The organism is Pseudonocardia sp. ICBG162 (genome assembly GCF_020496225.1).
In the GTDB taxonomy this organism is placed as follows: domain Bacteria; phylum Actinomycetota; class Actinomycetes; order Mycobacteriales; family Pseudonocardiaceae; genus Pseudonocardia; species Pseudonocardia alni.
The window spans coordinates 386,048-402,595 of record NZ_JAHLJD010000013.1; the positions used below are offsets into that span (position 1 = coordinate 386,048).

A 16,548-nucleotide genomic window follows, 5' to 3' on the forward strand; every position below is an offset into this window, starting at 1 on the left:
GGGCTCAGCCGGCGTCCGGGCGGGGCGGCCCGAACCGGAACGCCGGGTGCGACCGCTCGCGGGTCGCGCGCGGGGCGAACCCGGCCAGGACGTGGTCGACCTCCCGCCAGGCGACCGGCGCGGGGACGGCGTCGTCGCCGAACGGGGCCAGGACGTTCACGCAGTGGGCGGCGTCGCGGCCGCGGACGGTGTCGGCGACGGCCGGGGCCCGCCCGGCCGCGCCGCCGAGGTGCCGGATCCCGGTGACGACCATCGGCCCGGTGCGGGCGACGACCCGGTCGAGGCCGTCGCGGTCGAGCCCGTCGACGAGCAGGTCGTCGCCGAGGTAGGCGTGCGGGAACTCCGGCTCGGCGTACACCCGGGCCGACGCACGCGGGTCCAGCGGGGCGACGGTGTCGTCGTCCCAGGCGACGGCGGCGCGCAGCGGTGCGAGCAGCGCGTCGGTGCGGCCGGGCCCGCCGGTGCCGACGACCCCGACCCGCAGGACGCGGCGTCCGCGCAGGTGGGCGGGCAGGAACGGCAGGTCGGGGTAGGGGACCACGGACACCCCGGAGGTGACGTCGTCGGGCAGGGTCGCGGTCCAGTCCGCCCAGGCGTGCAGCGCGGACGGGTCGCCGGGGGCGTCGGCGGCGCCGAGGACGCGGACGAGGCCGCCGCCGACCAGGCCGTCGGAGCCGAGCAGCCCGACGACGACCGCGGTGACGACGTCGCCGTCGTCGGGGCCGGTGCCGCGCAGCCGGGCGAAGTAGCGCGGGTCCGACGCCGCGGACACCCGGACGGTGCCGCCGGCGCGGGCGAGCTCGACGGCGTGGACGTGGTCGGCGGCCCAGCCGTCGGCGCGGACGGTGAGGCCGAGCCCGCCGCCGGACAGGTACCCGACGACGCCGACCGACGGTGCGCTGCCGTGTGGCGGGCGCAGGCCGTGCGGCGCGGCCGCGGCGACGACGTCGCCCCAGGTCGCGCCGGCCCCGGCGCGGGCGGTGCGGGTGCCCGGGTCGACCGTGACCCCGGCCATCGCCGCGGTGTCGATCAGCAGGCCGCCGTCGCAGGGGCGGCGCAGGCCGTGCCCGGTGGAGTGCACGGTGACGGCGAGGCCGTCGCGGCCGGCCCGCGCCAGCGCGGCGACGACGTCGTGCGCGCCGGTGGCGGCCACGACGGCCGACGGACGGTGGGTGATCCCGGTCTGGAAGCTGCGTGTGCTGGTCATGGCACCGAGCCTGGGCCCGGCCGCGGCAGAAGTCGAAGAGATGGATCGTCTACCGGCTAGCATCATCGGTTATGGAACTGCGGCACCTGCGCTACCTGGTCGCGGTCGTCGACTGCGGGACCGTCACCGCGGCCGCCGCGGCGCTGCACGTCGCGCAGCCCGGGGTGAGCGCGCAGCTGCGGCAGCTGGAACGCGAGCTCGGCGCACCGCTGGTCGAACGCGGCCCGCGCGCGGTCACCCCGACCGAGGCCGGGCGGGCGGTCCTGCCGCACGCCCGCGCCGCGCTCGCCGCCGTGGAGGACGCGCGCGACGCCGTCGCCGCGCTGCACGGGCTGCTGCGCGGCCGGGTCGCGGTCGGCATGGCCACGTCGCTGCCCGACACCGTGCTCGCCGACCCGGTCGGGGACTTCGCCGCCGCGCACCCGCAGCTGGAGGTGACCCTGCGGGAGGGGACGACCGACGAGCTGGTCGACGAGCTGCGGGCCGGGCGGCTCGACGTCGCCGTGCTGGGGTTCCCGCACGCCCCGCCCGACGGTCTCGACGGACGGGTGCTGGTCGAGTCCCCGCTGGTCGCGGCGGTCGCGGCGGACGACCCGTTCGCCGGGCGGGCCGCGGTGACCCTGGACGAGCTCGCGGCCCGGCCGCTGATCTGCCTGCCCCGCGGGCACGGCCTGCGCGCCGCGCTGGACGCGGCGCTGGCGGCCCGGTCGCTCACCGCGCGGGTCGGGTTCGAGTCCGGCGCGATGACGCTGCTGCTGCGCCTGGCCGCGCGCGGGGCGGGGGTGGCGGTGGTCCCGGAACCCGCGCTCGGCGCGGCCGGGGTGGCGGCCCTGGCCCGGCCGCCCGTCGCGGTGCCGATCACCCCGGAGATCCGGACCCGGCTGCACCTGGTGTGGCGCTCGGGCGGGCCCGGGGGACCGGCGGCGCGGGCGCTGCTGGAGTCCCTGCTCCGGTAGCGCCCGGCGCGGGGATCAGCGGGGGACCGACACCAGGACCCGGACGGCCTCGGCGACGGCGGCGCGCCGCGCGACCCGCACCGCGGTGGCGATGGGGCGCAGCGCGTCGGAGCGGGCGACGGCCGCCGACGCCGACAGTGCGCCGCCGGGCTCGTCGCCGGAGGCGGCGGACAGGATCGCGTCGACCTCGTCGGCCTGCTGCAGCACCCGCAGAGCCTGCGGGGGCATCCCGCCGGGCCACAGCGCCTGCGGGCGGCGGCGCAGCCAGGCCGCGATCTCCTCGCGCACACCGGGCCGGTGCCGGGCCGCCCCCAGGTCGGTCAGCGCCGCGGCGGCGGCCCGCACCTGGCCGCGCAGCTCCCGTTCGGCCTCGTTCAGCGCCACGTACTCGGGGACCGGGCCGGGGTCGGCGACGGCGTGCGCGGTCCAGCGGACCACCCCGTCGGCGATCGGCGACGGCACGACGCCGAACCCGGCGTCGGCGAACAGCACGCCCTCGCCCGCGGTGATCGCTGCGTCGGAGAACGGGCCCGGGCCGGGCAGGCCGCGCACGTCCCCGGGGGCCGGCAGCACCAGCCGGGCCTGTCCGCGCGGGGCGCCGCGGCGGACGGCGGCGAGCAGCATCGCCGTCGAGGTCGGCGCCGACCCGGGGCCGGGCAGTCCGGTCGTGGCGGCGGTGACGTCGTCGGCGGCGAGCACGTCGTGCGCCTCCGACCACGGCGCGAGCGCGTCGAGGACGTCGTCGGGTGCGGCGGACCCGGCCAGCCAGGCCGAGGCCCACACGGCGAAGGTCGTGGAGGCACAGGACACGGCGGTCAGGCTAACGGCCCGTCCGGCGTCGCACACCCGGCACGTGGGTGACGTAGCGCTACGAGGTTCACGCTGAGCGTGACCACCGGAGTGTGGGCGTGTCGCGCCGCGGTCACCGACCGGCGTCGACCGATACTGGCTCACCATGAGCCGGACCCACGATTACCGGGGCATGTTCGACACCGCGGGGACCCGTGCGCCACGGGAGAGCCGGGTGACCGAGGTCGCCGCCGAGCCGGGCCTGGTCGTCGAGGACCCGGCCAGCGGGTTCTGCGGTGCCGTGGTGACCGTCACCGGCTCGGAGGTGACGCTGGAGGACCGCTTCGGCGGCCGGCGGATCTTCCCGCTGCGCCCCGCCGGGTTCCTGTACGAGGGCCGCCCCGCGACGCTGGTCCGGCCCCGGGCCGCCCCCGCGGGCCGCACGCTGTCCGCGTCCGGCTCGGTGCACGTCGCGAACCTGAAGGCCCGCACCGCGCGCGCCGCCCGGATCTGGGTCGAGGGCCTGCACGACGCCGCGCTCGTCGAACGGGTGTGGGGCCACGACCTGCGGGTCGAGGGCGTCGTCGTGGAGCCGCTGCACGGCGTCGACGACCTGGCCGCGGCCGTCCGCGACTTCGACCCGGGACCGCACCGGCGCCTCGGCATCCTCGTCGACCACCTGGTCGAGGGCACCAAGGAGACCCGGCAGGCCCGCGAGGCCTACCGCGCCACCCGCGACGCCCAGCAGAACGTGCTGGTCACCGGCCACCCCTACGTCGACGTCTGGCAGGCCGTGAAGCCCTCGGTCGTCGGGATCCGCGAGTGGCCGGTGATCCCGCGCGGCACCGACTGGAAGACCGGGGTCTGCGCGGCGCTGCGGTGGGGCGAGCCCGCCGACGGTGCCCGCCGGGTGCTCGGGGCCGTGCGCAGCTACCGCGACCTGGAGACCCCGATGATCGGCGCGGTCGAGCGCCTCATCGACTTCGTCACCGCCGAGGGGGCCTGACCCCGACACCGCGGGCGAACTCCGGCACCGACCGGTAACGATCTGGTCGACCGGTGCGGAGCATCCCGACGAAACGCCGACAGGGAATCGGACATTCTGGCACCCTGGAGCCATGGATCCGGCACTGATCTGGCTGCTCATCGGTCTCGTACTGATCGGCAGCGAGGTCGTGTCCGGAGAGCTGTTCCTCGTCATGCTCGGCGGCGGCGCACTCGCCGCGGCGGCCGGGGCCGCACTCGGGTTGACGCTCCTCCCGGCCGCCGGGGTGGGCGGCGCCGTCGCGGTACTGCTGCTGCTGGCCGTGCGACCGGTGGCGAAACGCAGGCTGCAGGAGCACATGGGCACGCTCGAACGCCACCAGGACCGCTTCGTCGGCGCCTCCGCCGAGGTCGTGCAGCGCGTCGACGGCGAGCGCGGGCAGGTGCGGATCGGGCGCGAGGTGTGGTCGGCGCGGTCGATGGACGGGGTGGAGGTCCTCGAGGCCGGCGCCACCGTCACGATCCTGCAGGTGACCGGGGCGGCCGTGCTCGTCACCGGTCGGGGGGAGCTACCGCCGTCCTGACCCGCCACCGCGGTGGGACGGCACGACGCCCCGGGGACTCCGGGGCGACACGGGCGCCGGTTCTCCGGCGCGCAGGAGGGGAGAGCACATGGGCGCCGAGTTCATCATCGGCATCATCCTGCTCGTGCTGGTCGTGACGATCGTCGTCAAGTCGGTCGTCATCGTCCCGCAGGAGTGGGCCTACATCATCGAACGGCTGGGCCGCTACCACAGCATCCGGGAGGGCGGCCCCGCCATCCTGGTGCCGTTCGTCGACCGCACCCGCGAGCGGGTCGACCTGCGTGAGCAGGTCGTGTCGTTCCCGCCGCAGCCGGTCATCACGCAGGACAACCTGACCGTCAACATCGACACGGTCGTGTACTTCAAGGTCAACGACGCGAAGGCGGCGGTCTACGAGATCGCCAACTACATCGCCGGTGTCGAGCAGATCACCACCACGACGCTGCGCAACGTGGTCGGTGGCATGACGCTGGAGCAGACGCTGACCTCGCGGGACCGGATCAACACGGCGCTGCGCGGTGAGCTGGACGAGGCCACCGAGCGCTGGGGCATCCGGGTCGCCCGGGTCGAGATCAAGGCGATCGACCCGCCGCCCTCGATCCAGAACTCGATGGAACAGCAGATGAAGGCCGACCGCGAGAAGCGGGCCATGATCCTCACCGCGGAGGGCCAGCGGGAGTCGGCCATCCGCAGCGCCGAGGGCAACAAGCAGTCCCAGATCCTCACCGCGGAGGGCGCCAAGCAGGCGGCCATCCTCGCCGCGGAGGCCGAGCGGCAGTCGGAGATCCTGCGGGCGCAGGGCCGCCGGGCCGCGCTGTACCTCGAGGCGCAGGGTGAGTCGAAGGCGATCGAGAAGAAGTTCGCCGCGATCAAGGCCGGCAAGCCCACCCCGGAGCTGCTGGCCTACGAGTACCTGCAGACGCTGCCGCAGATGGCCGAGGGCGAGGCCAGCAAGCTGTGGGTCGTCCCGTCCGACTTCGGGAAGGCCCTGGAGGGCTTCACCCGGATGCTGGGTGCGCCCGGCGAGGACGGCGTCTTCCGCTACGAGCCCAGCCCCGACGACGGCACCGTCTCCCGGCCCGCCGAGGACGACGGCGTCGAGGACTGGTTCGACACCTCGTCCGACCCGGAGATCGCCAAGCAGGTCGCGGCGGCCACCGCGGCGGCCCAGCAGGAGGTCCCGCCGGTCGGCTCGGACGTCCCGCCGGTCCCCGGCGCCGAGGCCGGCAACGGCGGCAGCGGTGCGGCCCCGGCCCAGCTGGAGGCCTCCCGCGAGGTCCCCGGCATCGGCGCCCCGGGCGCGGTGCAGGGCCACCCGAACGGCCAGGAGCAGCGCGGCTGAGCCACCTCGGCCGCACGTCACCCGAACGGTGACGACACCGCCCCATCCGGTTCGCCGGGTGGGGCGGTGTCGTGTACAACGGCTCCCGATCAGCCGACGAGAAGGAGATCGACAGTGGTCACGGCCTCGACACCCGGGCACGCGGGTGCGGCTCCGGGCAGCGACCGCCCGGAGGACGCCGGCTCCCGGGGGCCGCGGCTGCAGGTGTGGCAGTTCCTGGTCCTGGTCGTCGGATACCTGGTCCTGGTCCAGGGCGCGGTGCTCCTGCTGGCCGCGGAGCCGGGCGCCGACGCGCACGGCCTGACCTCCACGGACGCGATCCTCCGGCAGGTCGTCGTCCCGGTCGGGATCGGTGCCGCGTTCGTCCTCGGGATCGTGACCTACCTGCGCGCCTGGCAGACGGTCTTCGTCGAACCCCGCCGGCTGCGCGCCTGGGTCCTGGCGATCCCGGTCGTGCTGCTGGTGACCGGCCTGGTCGTGACCGACTACAGCGGCCTCGCCGGCAAGGGCCTCACCTTCACCGGGGCGCTGCTGGTCGCCACCCTCATGGTCGGGTTCTCCGAGGAGCTCCTGTTCCGCGGCGTCGGGGTGCAGGTCTTCCGCCGGAGCGGGTGCAGCGAGTTCCGGGTCGGTCTGTGGACCAGCGTCGTCTTCGGTGTGGCGCACGGCTCGAACGGGCTCGTCACCGGTGAGTACGGCAACGCACTCCTGCAGGTCGTGCTGACCACGGGAACCGGGTTCGTGTTCTACCTCGTGTTCCGCAGCACCGGGGCGCTGACGGCGGCGATGCTCGCGCACGGCTGGTGGGACTTCAGCGTGCTGAGCACGCAGGTCGACCCGGCACGACCGACGTCGATGGAGTTCGTCGCCTTCGGCGCGCTGGCCGTGATCCTGCTGGCGGTGCTCGTCCTACGCCGCCGGGTGGGCCGGGATCAGGCGAGCACGAAGCCGTAGGGCAGCTCCAGGCGGTGCCGGGCGAGCAGCTCGGCGTCGGCCAGCAGCTCGCGGGTCGGCCCGTCGGCGACGACGGTGCCCCCGTCCAGCACGACGCTGCGCGGGCACAGCTGCAGCGCGTACGGCAGGTCGTGGGTGACCATGAGCATGGTCCGGCCCAGCCCCAGCAGCACCTCGGCCAGCTCGCGGCGGGCCACCGGGTCCAGGTTCGACGACGGCTCGTCGAGCACCAGGATCTCCGGGTCGCACGCCAGCACCGTGGCCAGCGCGACCCGGCGGCGCTGCCCGCCGGACAGGTGCAGCGGGGAGCGGTCGGCGGCGTCGGCCATCCCCACCGCGGCCAGGGCCTCGTCGACCCGCTCGCGCAGCGCGGGCCCGCGCAGCCCGAAGTTCGCCGGGCCGAACGCCACGTCCTCGGCGACGGTGGGCATGAACAGCTGGTCGTCGGGGTCCTGGAAGACGATCCCGACCCGGCGGCGGATCTCGCGCAGGTGCCGCTTCTCCACCCGGAGCCCGCCGACCTCGACGGTGCCCGCGGCGCCGTCCCCGCCGCCGCCGAGGATCCCGTTGAGGTGCAGCACCAGGGTGGTCTTCCCGGCGCCGTTCGGGCCGAGCAGCGCGACCCGCTCGCCGGGGGCGATCGTCAGGTCGACGCCGAACAGCGCCTGGTGGCCGTCGGGGTAGGCGAAGGCGAGGTCGGTCAGCCGCAGCGACGGCGCGCTCATGCGGCCACCCAGCCGGACCCGGCCAGCAGCACCGCGACCCCGGCCACGGTCAGCCCGGCCAGCCACTGCCGCGACGTGGTCGGGGCGTCGCCCGACGGCGGCATGGTGCCGGTCCAGCCGCGCGACAGCATCGCCAGGTGCACCCGCTCGCCGCGCTCGTAGGACCGCACGAACAGCGAGCCGATCCCGCGGGCGGTCGCCCCGGCCTGCCACAGGAACCGCGGGTCGTGGCCGCGGGAGATCCGGGACAGCCGCATCCGGCGGGCCTCGCCGGTGATCACGTCGGCGTAGCGCAGCATCAGGGTGGCGATCGTGGTGACGATCGCCGGGGCGTGCAGGCGCTGCAGGCCGACGAGCAGGTCGCGCATCGGCGTCGTCGCCGCGAGGGTCAGCGAGGTCAGGACGCCCAGGGTGCCCTTGACCAGGATGTTCCACGCCCCGAGCAGCCCCGGCTGGGACAGCGTGAGGCCGAGCCAGTCCAGCGTCGGGGCCGGGCCGGTGAACGGCAGCAGCACCGCGAGCACCACGAACGGCAGCTCGATCACCGAGCGCCGCAGGATCCAGCCGGGGCGCACCCCGGCCATCGCCCACACCGAAGCCAGCAGCAGCGCGAACCCGCCGAACACCGCGAACGCCTCGCGCGGGGTCGCGACCACGCAGACCACCACCAGCAGCGCCGAGACGATCTTCACCTCGGGTGGGAGCCGGTGGACGGGGGAGTCGCGGTGCAGGTACAGCGGGTGCGCGTGCCCGGCGCCCATCAGCCGTCCCGGCGGCGCAGCAGCAGGAACACCCCGCCCGCGACGACGACCGTCACCAGCACCCCGGCCACCCCGGCGACGCCGGTGGTGCCCTCGCCGCCCACGACCGAGTACCCGGCGAGCGGGCTCGACGCCATGGCGTGGTCGCTCTCGTGGGCCGCGATGCAGGTGCCCTCCAGCCGCTCCCCGCCGTCCGGGGTCGCGACCGCGGTGCAGCCGTCCCGGGCGACGGTGTCCAGGCCGTCGGGGTCGGGGGAGGCGAAGGAGGAGACCAGCCCGGCCACGACCAGGGACACGATCAGGAACCCGGCGAAGAACAGCAGCGGGCGACGGCGGGCGGTGGCGCTCATCGCGCACCCTCCTCGGAGGTCGAGCGGCGGACCAGCGGGCGCCCGGTGCCGCGCAGCAGGTACACCAGGTCCGGCCGGGCGACGGCCACCGCGCCCACGGTGGCCGCGGTGATCACGCCCTCACCGATGCCGATCAGCACGTGCAGCCCGCCCATCAGCGCGAACACCGTGCCGAGGGTGGCGCCGCCGGCGCCGCCGATCGCGTACTCCAGGACGAAGCCCATCGCGGCGACGACGGTGTTGAGCAGGGCCGCGACGAAGGCGACGGCGACCAGCCCGCCGCGGGAACGCACCGCGAACCGGCGCAGCGAGCGCGCCACCAGCCAGCCGACGACCACCCCGATCACGGCCATGTTCGTGATGTTGAGGCCCAGCGCGGTGATGCCGCCGTCGGCGAACAGCAGCGCCTGCACGACGAGCACGATCGAGATCGCGATCATGCCCACCCACGGGCCGACCAGGATCGCGACGAGCGCACCGCCCAGCAGGTGCCCGCTGGCCCCGGGCAGGATCGGGAAGTTGATCATCTGGACGGCGAAGACGAACGCCGTGACCAGCCCGGCCATCGGCGCGGTGCGGTCGTCGAGATCCGCGCGGGCGCGCAGGACGGCGACCGTCAGCGCGATCACCGCGACGACGGCGAACAGCAGCGCCGTCGGGCCGTTCACCAGCCCGTCGCTCATGTGCATGGCGACCGCGTGCGTCTGCATCGCGCCCCCTCACCGGTCGGACCGGCCGCCACCCGGCCGGGTGAGGGGATTCAACGCGACGGCAGTGCTGCCGCAAAGACCTGGCAGTAGATAGGCGACTGCATGTCCCGGATGTCCGGTATCGGCCCCGCCGATCGGAGAGTCCGGGATGCCGTCCGTCCGGGCGGCGCGCGGTCGGGCGCCCGCGGTCAGCGGGCGTCGGCCGCCGCGGCCTCGTCGCGCTCGGCGATCAGCTTGTCGTCCTTGCGGGCGGCGATGCGCGAGACCTTGAACAGCGCCTTGCGCCGGGCCCGGCCCAGCGGCAGGGCGAGCCGGCCGATCCGCACGTCGATCGGGCGGACGTCGAACACCCCGGAGTCGCCCAGCTCGTCGAACAGCAGCTGCTGCTCCTCGGAGATCTGCTGCTCGAACTCCGAGGAGACCGAGCCGCGGGCGATCCGGAACGCGGCCAGGGTCTCCGGGACGCCGAGGAAGTCGCCGTACTGGAGCAGGCGCATCCAGAGGTCGAGGTCCATGATGAAGCGCCGCTCCGGGCGCCACCCGCCCGCGGTGACGAACTGCTCGCGACGGAACAGGACGTTGCCCGGCTCGCCGATCGGGTTCGCGCCGTTGCGGATGACCCGCCGTGCGACCTCGCTGCCCGAGTGCAGCCCGACCAGGCCGCCGCCGAGGCCGCGGCGCGGGACGATGACCCGGCTCTGCTCGTCGATCATGTGCCGGCGCGAGGCCACCACCGACAGCGACGGGTCGTCGCGCATCGGCGGCACCTGCAGCTCCAGGCAGCGCGGGTGCAGCAGGTCGTCGGCGCAGACCAGCTTCACCAGCGGTGCGCGGCACAGCTCGACGGCGCGGTTCCAGTTGTCGCCCTGCGGCAGGGTCTGCCGGTTGCGCTCGACCCGGATCCGCGGGTCGCGGAACGAGGTCGCTATCTCCCAGCTCGCGTCGGTGCTGCCGTTCTCCAGCACGACGAGCTCGAAGTCCCGCCAGGTCTGCTCCAGCACGCTGCGGATGGTCTCGGCGAGATAGGCCTCGCCGTTGTAGACCGGGATGCAGACGGACACGCTGGGCACAAAGCCGCCGGGCCTCATCGGGTACCTCGCAGGGGTGGAACGGATCGGACGAGCAGGCGGCGACCCACGCTACCCGCCCCGGTCGGCGGGCCGGACGGCGGCGCGGACGAGCGACGTCCGACCGGGACCATCGGGACGGAACGGATACGCACTGTGATCACCGGCCGGACGTCCCGCCGCTCGCCGCCCGACGATCACCGCTCGTCGGCCGGGGCCCCGGAGGGCCGGTCCCGCGCCGCGGCGGCCCGGGCGACGTCCGTAGTATCCGTCGTCGTGTTCGCGTGGTCGGTCCACGCCGCGGCGACGGAGTCCGGAGGCCTTGCGCCGTCCGGGCGACACCCCATGCGGTGCGGGTCACGTAACGCGACCGACGGCGCCGGAGATATGCCGGATGACCCCCGTTGTGGGGTAACGGATCCGGTCGAGGTCGGCATCGTCGTCACGACCGGACACGCACTGCTCGCCAACCGCGCGCCAGGACCGATCGATTCGGGGGAGAGACCGGTGAACAAGCGCCCTGACCACGGACCACGTCGTCCGAACCAACCGAGGGTGTCGGTGATCGTGCCGACCCGCAACGAGGCACGGAACCTCGAGGTGGTCCTGCCGGCCGTCGCGGCCGTGCGTCCCGCCGTGTACGAGGTGATCGTCGTCGACGGCGACTCCAAGGACGGCACCGTCGAGACCGCACGCCGTGTCCTGCCCGGCGTCCGGATCGTCCGCCAGACCCGCAAGGGCAAGGGCAACGCGATGGCCTGCGGTTTCGCCGCGGCCACCGGCGACGCCATCGTCATGTTCGACGCGGACGGCTCGGCCGACCCGCAGGAGATCCCGCGCTTCGTCGCCGCGCTCGTCGAGGGCGCCGACTTCGCGAAGGGCAGCCGGTTCACCAAGGGGGGCGGCAGCGACGACATCACGTTGCTCCGCAAGGGTGGCAACGCCGGTCTGAACCTGATCGCGAACACTCTGTTCGGGACCCGCTACAGCGACCTCTGCTACGGCTACAACGCCTTCTGGGCCGACATCCTGCCGCTGCTGGAGCTGCCTGCGGTCGACATGCCGCCGCACCCGGACGGCGGGATGTACTGGGGCGACGGGTTCGAGATCGAGACGGTCCTGAACTGCCGCGTCGCCGCCGCCGGTCTGTCGATCACCGAGGTCCCCTCGGTGGAGAAGGAGCGGATGTTCGGCGAGACGAACCTGCGCACCTTCGCCGACGGCACCCGCGTCCTGCGGACCCTCGCCGCCGAGCGGCGCCGTGCCGGTCGCGACGACCGGCCCGCCGCACCCGGCACGGCCGTCCCCGGCCCCGCCGCGGTGGTCCCGCCCGCCGGACACCCGGCGGTGCCCGCCACCCCGGCCACGGCGCCGGTGCCGCCCGCGGTGCCGGACCGTGCCGTCCCGGCGGCGCAGCCGCAGCGCCCGGCCCCGCGGCCGCACGCCGACGCTCCGGCCCCGCAGCGCCCGCAGCAGCAGCCGTCGCGTCCGGCCCCGCAGCCGCAGCCCGGTGCGGGTCAGGCCGCCCCGCAGCAGCCGGCCCCGTCGCCGGTCGCCCGCGAGCAGCGCCCCGTCGGCGCCGAGCGCGACGGGTCCGCCCGTCCCGAGCGGACCGGTGTGCGGTACGCATGGGGGGAAGAGGCGTCCTGAGCGCCCCGGGACCGGATCGGGCCGGTCCGTGCCCCACCGGCCCACGCCCCACGAGGGGCGTGGCGCCGGGAGAACCACCAGTGAAGAGGAGTGAGCCGCGGTGAGCGTGCAGTCCGCAGCAGAGCTGACCCGCGCGAGGACCGCGCGGCGGTACGTGGCGATCCTGCTCGTCGCCGCCGGCGTCATCGCCTGCGGCCTGAGCATCGCCGGGATCAGCGGGGGCGCGCTGGGCGAGTTCCGGCTGCTGGTCACCATCGGCTTCCTGCTGCTGGGTCCCGGCTGGGCCGCCGCGGGCTTCCTGCGCCGCGCGCCCGCCGCGCACGTCTGGCTGCTGACCCTCGGGGTCGGTACCGCCGTCACCCTGATCGGCGGCCAGCTCATGGTCAGCCTGGGGCTCTGGTACCCGAGCGTCGCCCTGTTCGTCGTCACGCTCCTGTCGGTCCCGTTCCTGCTGCGCCACGCCGTGGTGGCCCAGTGAGCGGGACCTCCCGGTGAGGCCGGTCGGGCCGGCGCGTCCCCGCCCCGCCGCGGGTACGTCCGGTCCCGGCCCCGTCCCCGGACCGCAGGCGGCGGGCGTCGACCCGGACGCCCCGACCCAGCGTCTCGCCACCGCCCACGCGCGGGCGCACTCGCGCCGCAACGCCGAGCAGCACACCGAGTACCTCCCGCCGCTGGTCGGGCTTCGCGGTCCCGGCGAGAACCCGCCGACCCCGCCGCCCACCCCACCGCCCGGACCGGGCGGCGGAGACGGCGGCGGTGAGGACGGCGAGCAGGTCCCGGACCGCAACGGCGGCATCGGCGACGGCATCGCCCTGACCCTGTGCTCCGGCTTCGGCTCGGTCGCCGGGCTGCTCGGCGTGCTGATCGCGACCCGGATCATGCCGCAGGCCGAGGTCGGCCGGGCCTCGGAGTTCGTGTCGGCCTTCCAGCTGATCGGCGGCGTCGCCCAGCTCAACCTGGGGCTGGCGCTGCTGCGCTGGCTTCCCGGCGCCGGCCGCAGGTCGGTCCGGCTCACCTTCGGCTCGCTGCTGCTGATCATGCCGCTGTCCGGGCTGATCGGCCTGATCTACGGCACGCTCGTGCCCCGGGTCGCGGAGGCCGCGGGCGGCGGATCGTTCGGCTGGGGCCTGGTCGTCCTGGTCCTGACCTGCGCCGGCTGGTGCGTGTTCGTCGTCCACGACTTCGTCATGGTCGCCATCGGGCGGCCGTGGGTGGCGGTGTGGCGCAACGGCACCTTCGCCGTGACCCGGATCGTGCTGCTGCTGGCACTGGGCACCACGCTCGCCTCCGAGGCGCTGGTGCTGTCCTGGGCGATCCCGGTCGTGCTGTGGATCGCCGCGGGCACCGTGCTGCTCTGGTTCATGGTGCGGCGCTTCGCCCGCTCCGGTGGGCCGGGCACGCTGCCGTCGCGCCCGGAGATGATCGCGTTCCTGGCGCCGACCGCGCTGGCGCAGTGCGGCAACGCGCTGCTCTACAACCAGGTCCCGCTGTTCGCGAACTTCCGGATGGGCAACGAGATCGGCGCGGTCTTCTTCATCTGCTGGCAGGCGGTGACCGTCATCGACCTGGCCGCGACGTTCTTCACCAACTCCCTGACCGTGCAGACCGCCCGGGAGCCGCACCGCGCCGAGGAGTTCGCCCGCGTCGCCCGGCGCCGGATGCTCCTGTTGTTCGTCCCGGCGCTCGGGCTCGGCGCGGCACTGGGCTACCCGGTGCTGTCGCTGCTCGGTGAGGGCTACGCGCCCGGCGCCCCGGCGCTGGCCGTGCTCATGGGCGGCCTGTTCTTCCGGCTGATCGTCGTGTTCGAGCTCGCCCGCCGCCAGGCCGACGGCGACGGGATGGGCTACGCGAAGATCCAGCTGCTCAACACCGGCCTGGTCGTGGTCTTCGCCGGTCTGGTCCCGCTGCCGGACCCCGGAACCGCATCGGTCAGCATGACCATGCTGCCGGTCGTCCTCGGCTACGTCGGCGCGCAGATCCTCTGCGCACTGGCACTCAGATTCGTCCCGGCGTGGAACCGCCGGAGCACACCGGAGGTGAAGTCGTGACGTCGGAGACCCGCCGGACGGGCGGCCCCGACCCGTCCACCCGCGGCCACCGCGGCGAGGAGCCCGCCGTCGCGCGGACCCGCGTCGCGGAGGAGAGCGCGAGCGAGCGGACCCAGTTCGTCACGCCGCCCGGCCCGGACTCGCCGACCATGGCCGTCCGCGGCCCGGTCCCGCGCCCGCCCGGTGACGGCCCGCCGCCGCCCCCGCCGCCCGCACCCGAGACCGCCGAGCCGCTGTCCCCGCTGTGGGTCTGGGGCGCGCCGGTCCTGGCCGTGCTCGCGGTGCTGCTGCTGCCCGTCGCCGCCGCGACGACCGACCTGTCCGACCTGGGCGGCTGGGGCCTGGCCCCGGCGCTGAGCCCGTTCGCGTGGGTCGCGCTGCTGCTCGCCATCGGCGCCTGCCTGCTCGAGCTCTGGTCGCGCCGCCCGCGCATCCCGATGCTGGGTGCCGCGACGGGTGTGCTGCTGCTGTGCTCCACCGGCCTGCCCTCGGTCGTGCAGCCGCAGGCCCGGTTCACCACCGCCTGGCTGATCTCCGGGTTCGTCGACGCGGTCGCCCGCAACAACGGCGTCCCGCCCACCGGCGTGGACGCGCGGTTCTACTGGCCCGCGTTCTTCGCCCAGTGGGCCTGGATCCGCGACGCCGCCGGCGCCGACCAGCTCGACACGATCCTGCGCTGGTACCCGCCCGCGGTCACCGCGGTGTGGGCGATCGGCGTCTACGCCCTGGCCCGCTCGATGCTCGGGGGCACCCGCGCGCCGTGGGTCGCGGCCTGGCTGTTCATCGGCCTGAACTGGATCGAGCAGGACTACTTCTCGCCGCAGGCGACCGCGATCGTGCTGCTGCTGACGGTGCTGACCTTCGCGCTCGGCCCGCTGGCGACCCGCCGCGTCGACAACGCCGGGGTCCCGGGCTGGCCACGGGCCCACCGCGGGGCGCCACCGCTGCCCCGGTGGCGGCGCTGGCTGGTGTCGGCGCTGACCCCGCCGAACACACCGACGCTGCCCGCCCGGCAGCTGCTGCTGATCTACTTCTGCGCGGCGCTGTGCGTCATCGCCGTCGCCCCGGCCCACCAGCTGACCCCGTTCGCCATCATCGGCCAGCTGGCCGTGCTGGCGGTCGTCGGCCGGTTCCGCGGCCGCGGGCTGGTGATCGTCGCGATCGCCGCGGTGACGGTGTTCGTGCTGATCGGCGCCCGCGACTTCTGGATGAACCAGATCAGCATGATCATCGGTAGCGGCGACGACGGCAGCGCGCTGCAGGCCGGCGTCGCGGACCGCTTCCAGGGCGACACGGGCCAGCTCGTCGGCAAGGGGTTCCGGGTCGCGATGACCGGCCTGACCTACGTCCTCGGCTTCGCCGGTGCCTGGGTCTACTGGCGCCGCCGCCGCGACCTCGTGCCGATCCTGCTGGCGATCATCCCGATGGGGATGGCGGTCGTGCAGAGCTACGGCGGCGAGCTGCTCCTGCGCGTGCTGCTCTACGGCCTGCCGATCCTGTCGATCCTGGCCGTCGACGCGCTGCGGGCCTTCGCCCGCGTCGACCGCAAGCGCGAACGGCTGCTCGCGGTGGGCATGGTGGTCGTCTTCGGGCTGCTGATCTTCATCCGCGGCGGTAACGAGGCCTACACCGACGTCACCACCGAGGACGTCCAGATGACCCGCAAGGCCTACGCCGAGGCGCCGCCCGGGGCGACGGTGCAGCCGTTGTCGACGGTCGGGCCCTACGCCCTGGAGGGCGTCGGCGAGAACAACAACATGGCCTCGGGCGGTCAGGGCTGCGCGGTCCTCGCCGCGGACCCGTTCCGCTGCATCGACCAGGTCCAGCCGCAGACGATCCTGTTCTACCCGGCGATCGAGAAGCAGGGCGTCGTCCTGAACGACCGCCAGCCGGGCTGGACGATCGAGATCCGCAACCAGCTCATCGCGTCGGGCCAGTACCGCGCGACCTACGAGAGCGGCTTCGACGCCATCCTGGTGCGCAACGAGCCGCTCCCGGCGCCGGGCGTCCCGGCACCGGCGACGGCCCCGGCCCCGGCGGCCGGCGGGGAGGTGCCGAACCCGTGAACGGATTCCTCCTGACCTGGCTCGCCTTCGGCCTGATGCTGGCCGTGTTCGCCGCCCGCGCCTGGGTGGTGGAGACCAGCCGTGGCCGGCTGGTCACCAGCGGGTCCGCGCAGCGCGGGCTCACCGCGGCCGCCGTCGCCTCGGTGGCGCTGGTTGTCGTGTTGCTGACCCTCAACGGCGGCGTCGAGCTGGTCGAGCTCGTCTCGGGGGGCCGGGCCGACGTGACCCAGCCCGCCGAGCCGCTGCCCGGGCAGGACCCGGCGGTGCCGATCCAGCCGCAGGCCCCGGCCCCGGCGGCACCCGCGGCCCCGGCCAACTGACCGACCCGCGACACACGAGGGCCCCGGTGCCGTAC

Annotated in this window: 17 protein-coding genes; 10 read left to right on the forward strand and 7 right to left on the reverse strand. The window is 75.0% G+C overall.

Features of this window, described 5'->3' with window-relative positions; all coding sequences use genetic code 11:
- Nucleotides 1-4 precede the first annotated feature (4 nt).
- Nucleotides 5-1,207, reverse strand: coding sequence for an FAD-binding oxidoreductase (locus KPL60_RS05150; protein ID WP_226357236.1), 1,203 nt, complete (start codon nucleotides 1,205-1,207; stop codon nucleotides 5-7).
- A gap of 71 nt (nucleotides 1,208-1,278) precedes the next feature.
- Here KPL60_RS05150 and KPL60_RS05155 point away from each other — a divergent pair, with 71 nt between their 5' ends.
- A complete protein-coding gene (locus KPL60_RS05155; protein WP_226365077.1) occupies nucleotides 1,279-2,163 on the forward strand; it encodes a LysR family transcriptional regulator in 885 nt (294 codons plus the stop codon).
- Between the two features lie 15 nt (nucleotides 2,164-2,178).
- On the opposite strand, the gene KPL60_RS05160 is transcribed toward KPL60_RS05155, so the two are convergent.
- Nucleotides 2,179-2,973: a hypothetical protein gene (locus tag KPL60_RS05160; RefSeq protein WP_226365078.1), complete on the reverse strand. Its 795-nt coding sequence runs from the start codon at nucleotides 2,971-2,973 to the stop codon at nucleotides 2,179-2,181.
- A 145-nt stretch (nucleotides 2,974-3,118) separates the two neighbouring features.
- Between KPL60_RS05160 and KPL60_RS05165 the strand changes: the two genes are divergently transcribed.
- The 4 genes from KPL60_RS05165 (at nucleotide 3,119) to KPL60_RS34500 (ending at nucleotide 6,816) form a co-directional block, all read left to right on the forward strand.
- Nucleotides 3,119-3,958, forward strand: coding sequence for a DUF3097 domain-containing protein (locus KPL60_RS05165; RefSeq protein WP_226365079.1), 840 nt, complete (start codon nucleotides 3,119-3,121; stop codon nucleotides 3,956-3,958).
- A 112-nt stretch (nucleotides 3,959-4,070) separates the two neighbouring features.
- Complete coding sequence (locus KPL60_RS05170) at nucleotides 4,071-4,520, forward strand: NfeD family protein (RefSeq protein ID WP_226357233.1); 450 nt, start codon at nucleotides 4,071-4,073, stop codon at nucleotides 4,518-4,520.
- Between the two features lie 88 nt (nucleotides 4,521-4,608).
- Nucleotides 4,609-5,862 (forward strand): SPFH domain-containing protein, encoded by a 1,254-nt coding sequence (locus KPL60_RS05175; protein ID WP_226357232.1) that lies wholly within the window; start codon nucleotides 4,609-4,611, stop codon nucleotides 5,860-5,862.
- A gap of 114 nt (nucleotides 5,863-5,976) precedes the next feature.
- Nucleotides 5,977-6,816: a CPBP family intramembrane glutamic endopeptidase gene (locus tag KPL60_RS34500; RefSeq protein WP_226365080.1), complete on the forward strand. Its 840-nt coding sequence runs from the start codon at nucleotides 5,977-5,979 to the stop codon at nucleotides 6,814-6,816.
- On the opposite strand, the gene KPL60_RS05185 is transcribed toward KPL60_RS34500, so the two are convergent.
- The 5 genes from KPL60_RS05185 to KPL60_RS05205 form a co-directional block, all read right to left on the reverse strand.
- Complete coding sequence (locus KPL60_RS05185) at nucleotides 6,795-7,541, reverse strand: energy-coupling factor ABC transporter ATP-binding protein (RefSeq protein WP_226365081.1); 747 nt, start codon at nucleotides 7,539-7,541, stop codon at nucleotides 6,795-6,797. The two genes, KPL60_RS34500 and KPL60_RS05185, sit on opposite strands and share 22 nt — an antisense overlap.
- Nucleotides 7,538-8,302, reverse strand: a complete 765-nt coding sequence (cbiQ, locus tag KPL60_RS05190) for a cobalt ECF transporter T component CbiQ (RefSeq protein WP_226365082.1) — start codon at nucleotides 8,300-8,302, stop codon at nucleotides 7,538-7,540. The genes KPL60_RS05185 and cbiQ overlap by 4 nt, the downstream gene beginning before the upstream one ends.
- Entirely contained in the window at nucleotides 8,302-8,652 is a 351-nt protein-coding gene (locus tag KPL60_RS05195; RefSeq protein ID WP_226365083.1) for a PDGLE domain-containing protein, read from the reverse strand. Before KPL60_RS05195 ends, cbiQ begins: the two co-directional genes overlap by 1 nt.
- Nucleotides 8,649-9,362 carry an energy-coupling factor ABC transporter permease gene (locus tag KPL60_RS05200; RefSeq protein ID WP_226357227.1) on the reverse strand — a complete coding sequence of 238 codons (714 nt, stop codon included), beginning with the start codon at nucleotides 9,360-9,362 and terminating at the stop codon, nucleotides 8,649-8,651. The genes KPL60_RS05195 and KPL60_RS05200 overlap by 4 nt, the downstream gene beginning before the upstream one ends.
- 188 nt (nucleotides 9,363-9,550) lie before the next feature.
- A complete protein-coding gene (locus tag KPL60_RS05205; protein WP_226365084.1) occupies nucleotides 9,551-10,432 on the reverse strand; it encodes a glycosyltransferase in 882 nt (293 codons plus the stop codon).
- 558 nt (nucleotides 10,433-10,990) lie between these two features.
- Between KPL60_RS05205 and KPL60_RS05210 the strand changes: the two genes are divergently transcribed.
- The 5 genes from KPL60_RS05210 (at nucleotide 10,991) to KPL60_RS05230 (ending at nucleotide 16,513) form a co-directional block, all read left to right on the forward strand.
- The gene (locus KPL60_RS05210) at nucleotides 10,991-12,079 is read left to right on the forward strand and encodes a glycosyltransferase family 2 protein (protein ID WP_226365085.1); all 1,089 of its coding nucleotides are present in this window, start codon (nucleotides 10,991-10,993) and stop codon (nucleotides 12,077-12,079) included.
- Between the two features lie 100 nt (nucleotides 12,080-12,179).
- On the forward strand, nucleotides 12,180-12,557 hold the full coding sequence (locus KPL60_RS05215; RefSeq protein WP_062395221.1) for a hypothetical protein: 378 nt from the start codon (nucleotides 12,180-12,182) through the stop codon (nucleotides 12,555-12,557).
- A gap of 13 nt (nucleotides 12,558-12,570) precedes the next feature.
- Nucleotides 12,571-14,127, forward strand: a complete 1,557-nt coding sequence (locus tag KPL60_RS05220) for a lipopolysaccharide biosynthesis protein (protein ID WP_226357224.1) — start codon at nucleotides 12,571-12,573, stop codon at nucleotides 14,125-14,127.
- Nucleotides 14,124-16,193 carry a hypothetical protein gene (locus tag KPL60_RS05225; RefSeq protein ID WP_226357223.1) on the forward strand — a complete coding sequence of 690 codons (2,070 nt, stop codon included), beginning with the start codon at nucleotides 14,124-14,126 and terminating at the stop codon, nucleotides 16,191-16,193. Before KPL60_RS05220 ends, KPL60_RS05225 begins: the two co-directional genes overlap by 4 nt.
- Nucleotides 16,190-16,513, forward strand: coding sequence for a hypothetical protein (locus KPL60_RS05230; RefSeq protein ID WP_226365086.1), 324 nt, complete (start codon nucleotides 16,190-16,192; stop codon nucleotides 16,511-16,513). Before KPL60_RS05225 ends, KPL60_RS05230 begins: the two co-directional genes overlap by 4 nt.
- Nucleotides 16,514-16,548: the final 35 nt, after the last annotated feature.

Coding starts and splice junctions, on each gene's coding strand:
- KPL60_RS05170 (WP_226357233.1), top strand. CDS start 4,071: ATGGATCCGGCACTGATCTGGCTGCTCATCGGTCTCGTACTGATCGGC.
- KPL60_RS05200 (WP_226357227.1), bottom strand. CDS start 9,362: ATGCAGACGCACGCGGTCGCCATGCACATGAGCGACGGGCTGGTGAAC.
- cbiQ (WP_226365082.1), bottom strand. CDS start 8,302: ATGGGCGCCGGGCACGCGCACCCGCTGTACCTGCACCGCGACTCCCCC.
- KPL60_RS05185 (WP_226365081.1), bottom strand. CDS start 7,541: ATGAGCGCGCCGTCGCTGCGGCTGACCGACCTCGCCTTCGCCTACCCC.
- KPL60_RS05195 (WP_226365083.1), bottom strand. CDS start 8,652: ATGAGCGCCACCGCCCGCCGTCGCCCGCTGCTGTTCTTCGCCGGGTTC.
- KPL60_RS05155 (WP_226365077.1), top strand. CDS start 1,279: ATGGAACTGCGGCACCTGCGCTACCTGGTCGCGGTCGTCGACTGCGGG.
- KPL60_RS05175 (WP_226357232.1), top strand. CDS start 4,609: ATGGGCGCCGAGTTCATCATCGGCATCATCCTGCTCGTGCTGGTCGTG.
- KPL60_RS05165 (WP_226365079.1), top strand. CDS start 3,119: ATGAGCCGGACCCACGATTACCGGGGCATGTTCGACACCGCGGGGACC.
- KPL60_RS05150 (WP_226357236.1), bottom strand. CDS start 1,207: ATGACCAGCACACGCAGCTTCCAGACCGGGATCACCCACCGTCCGTCG.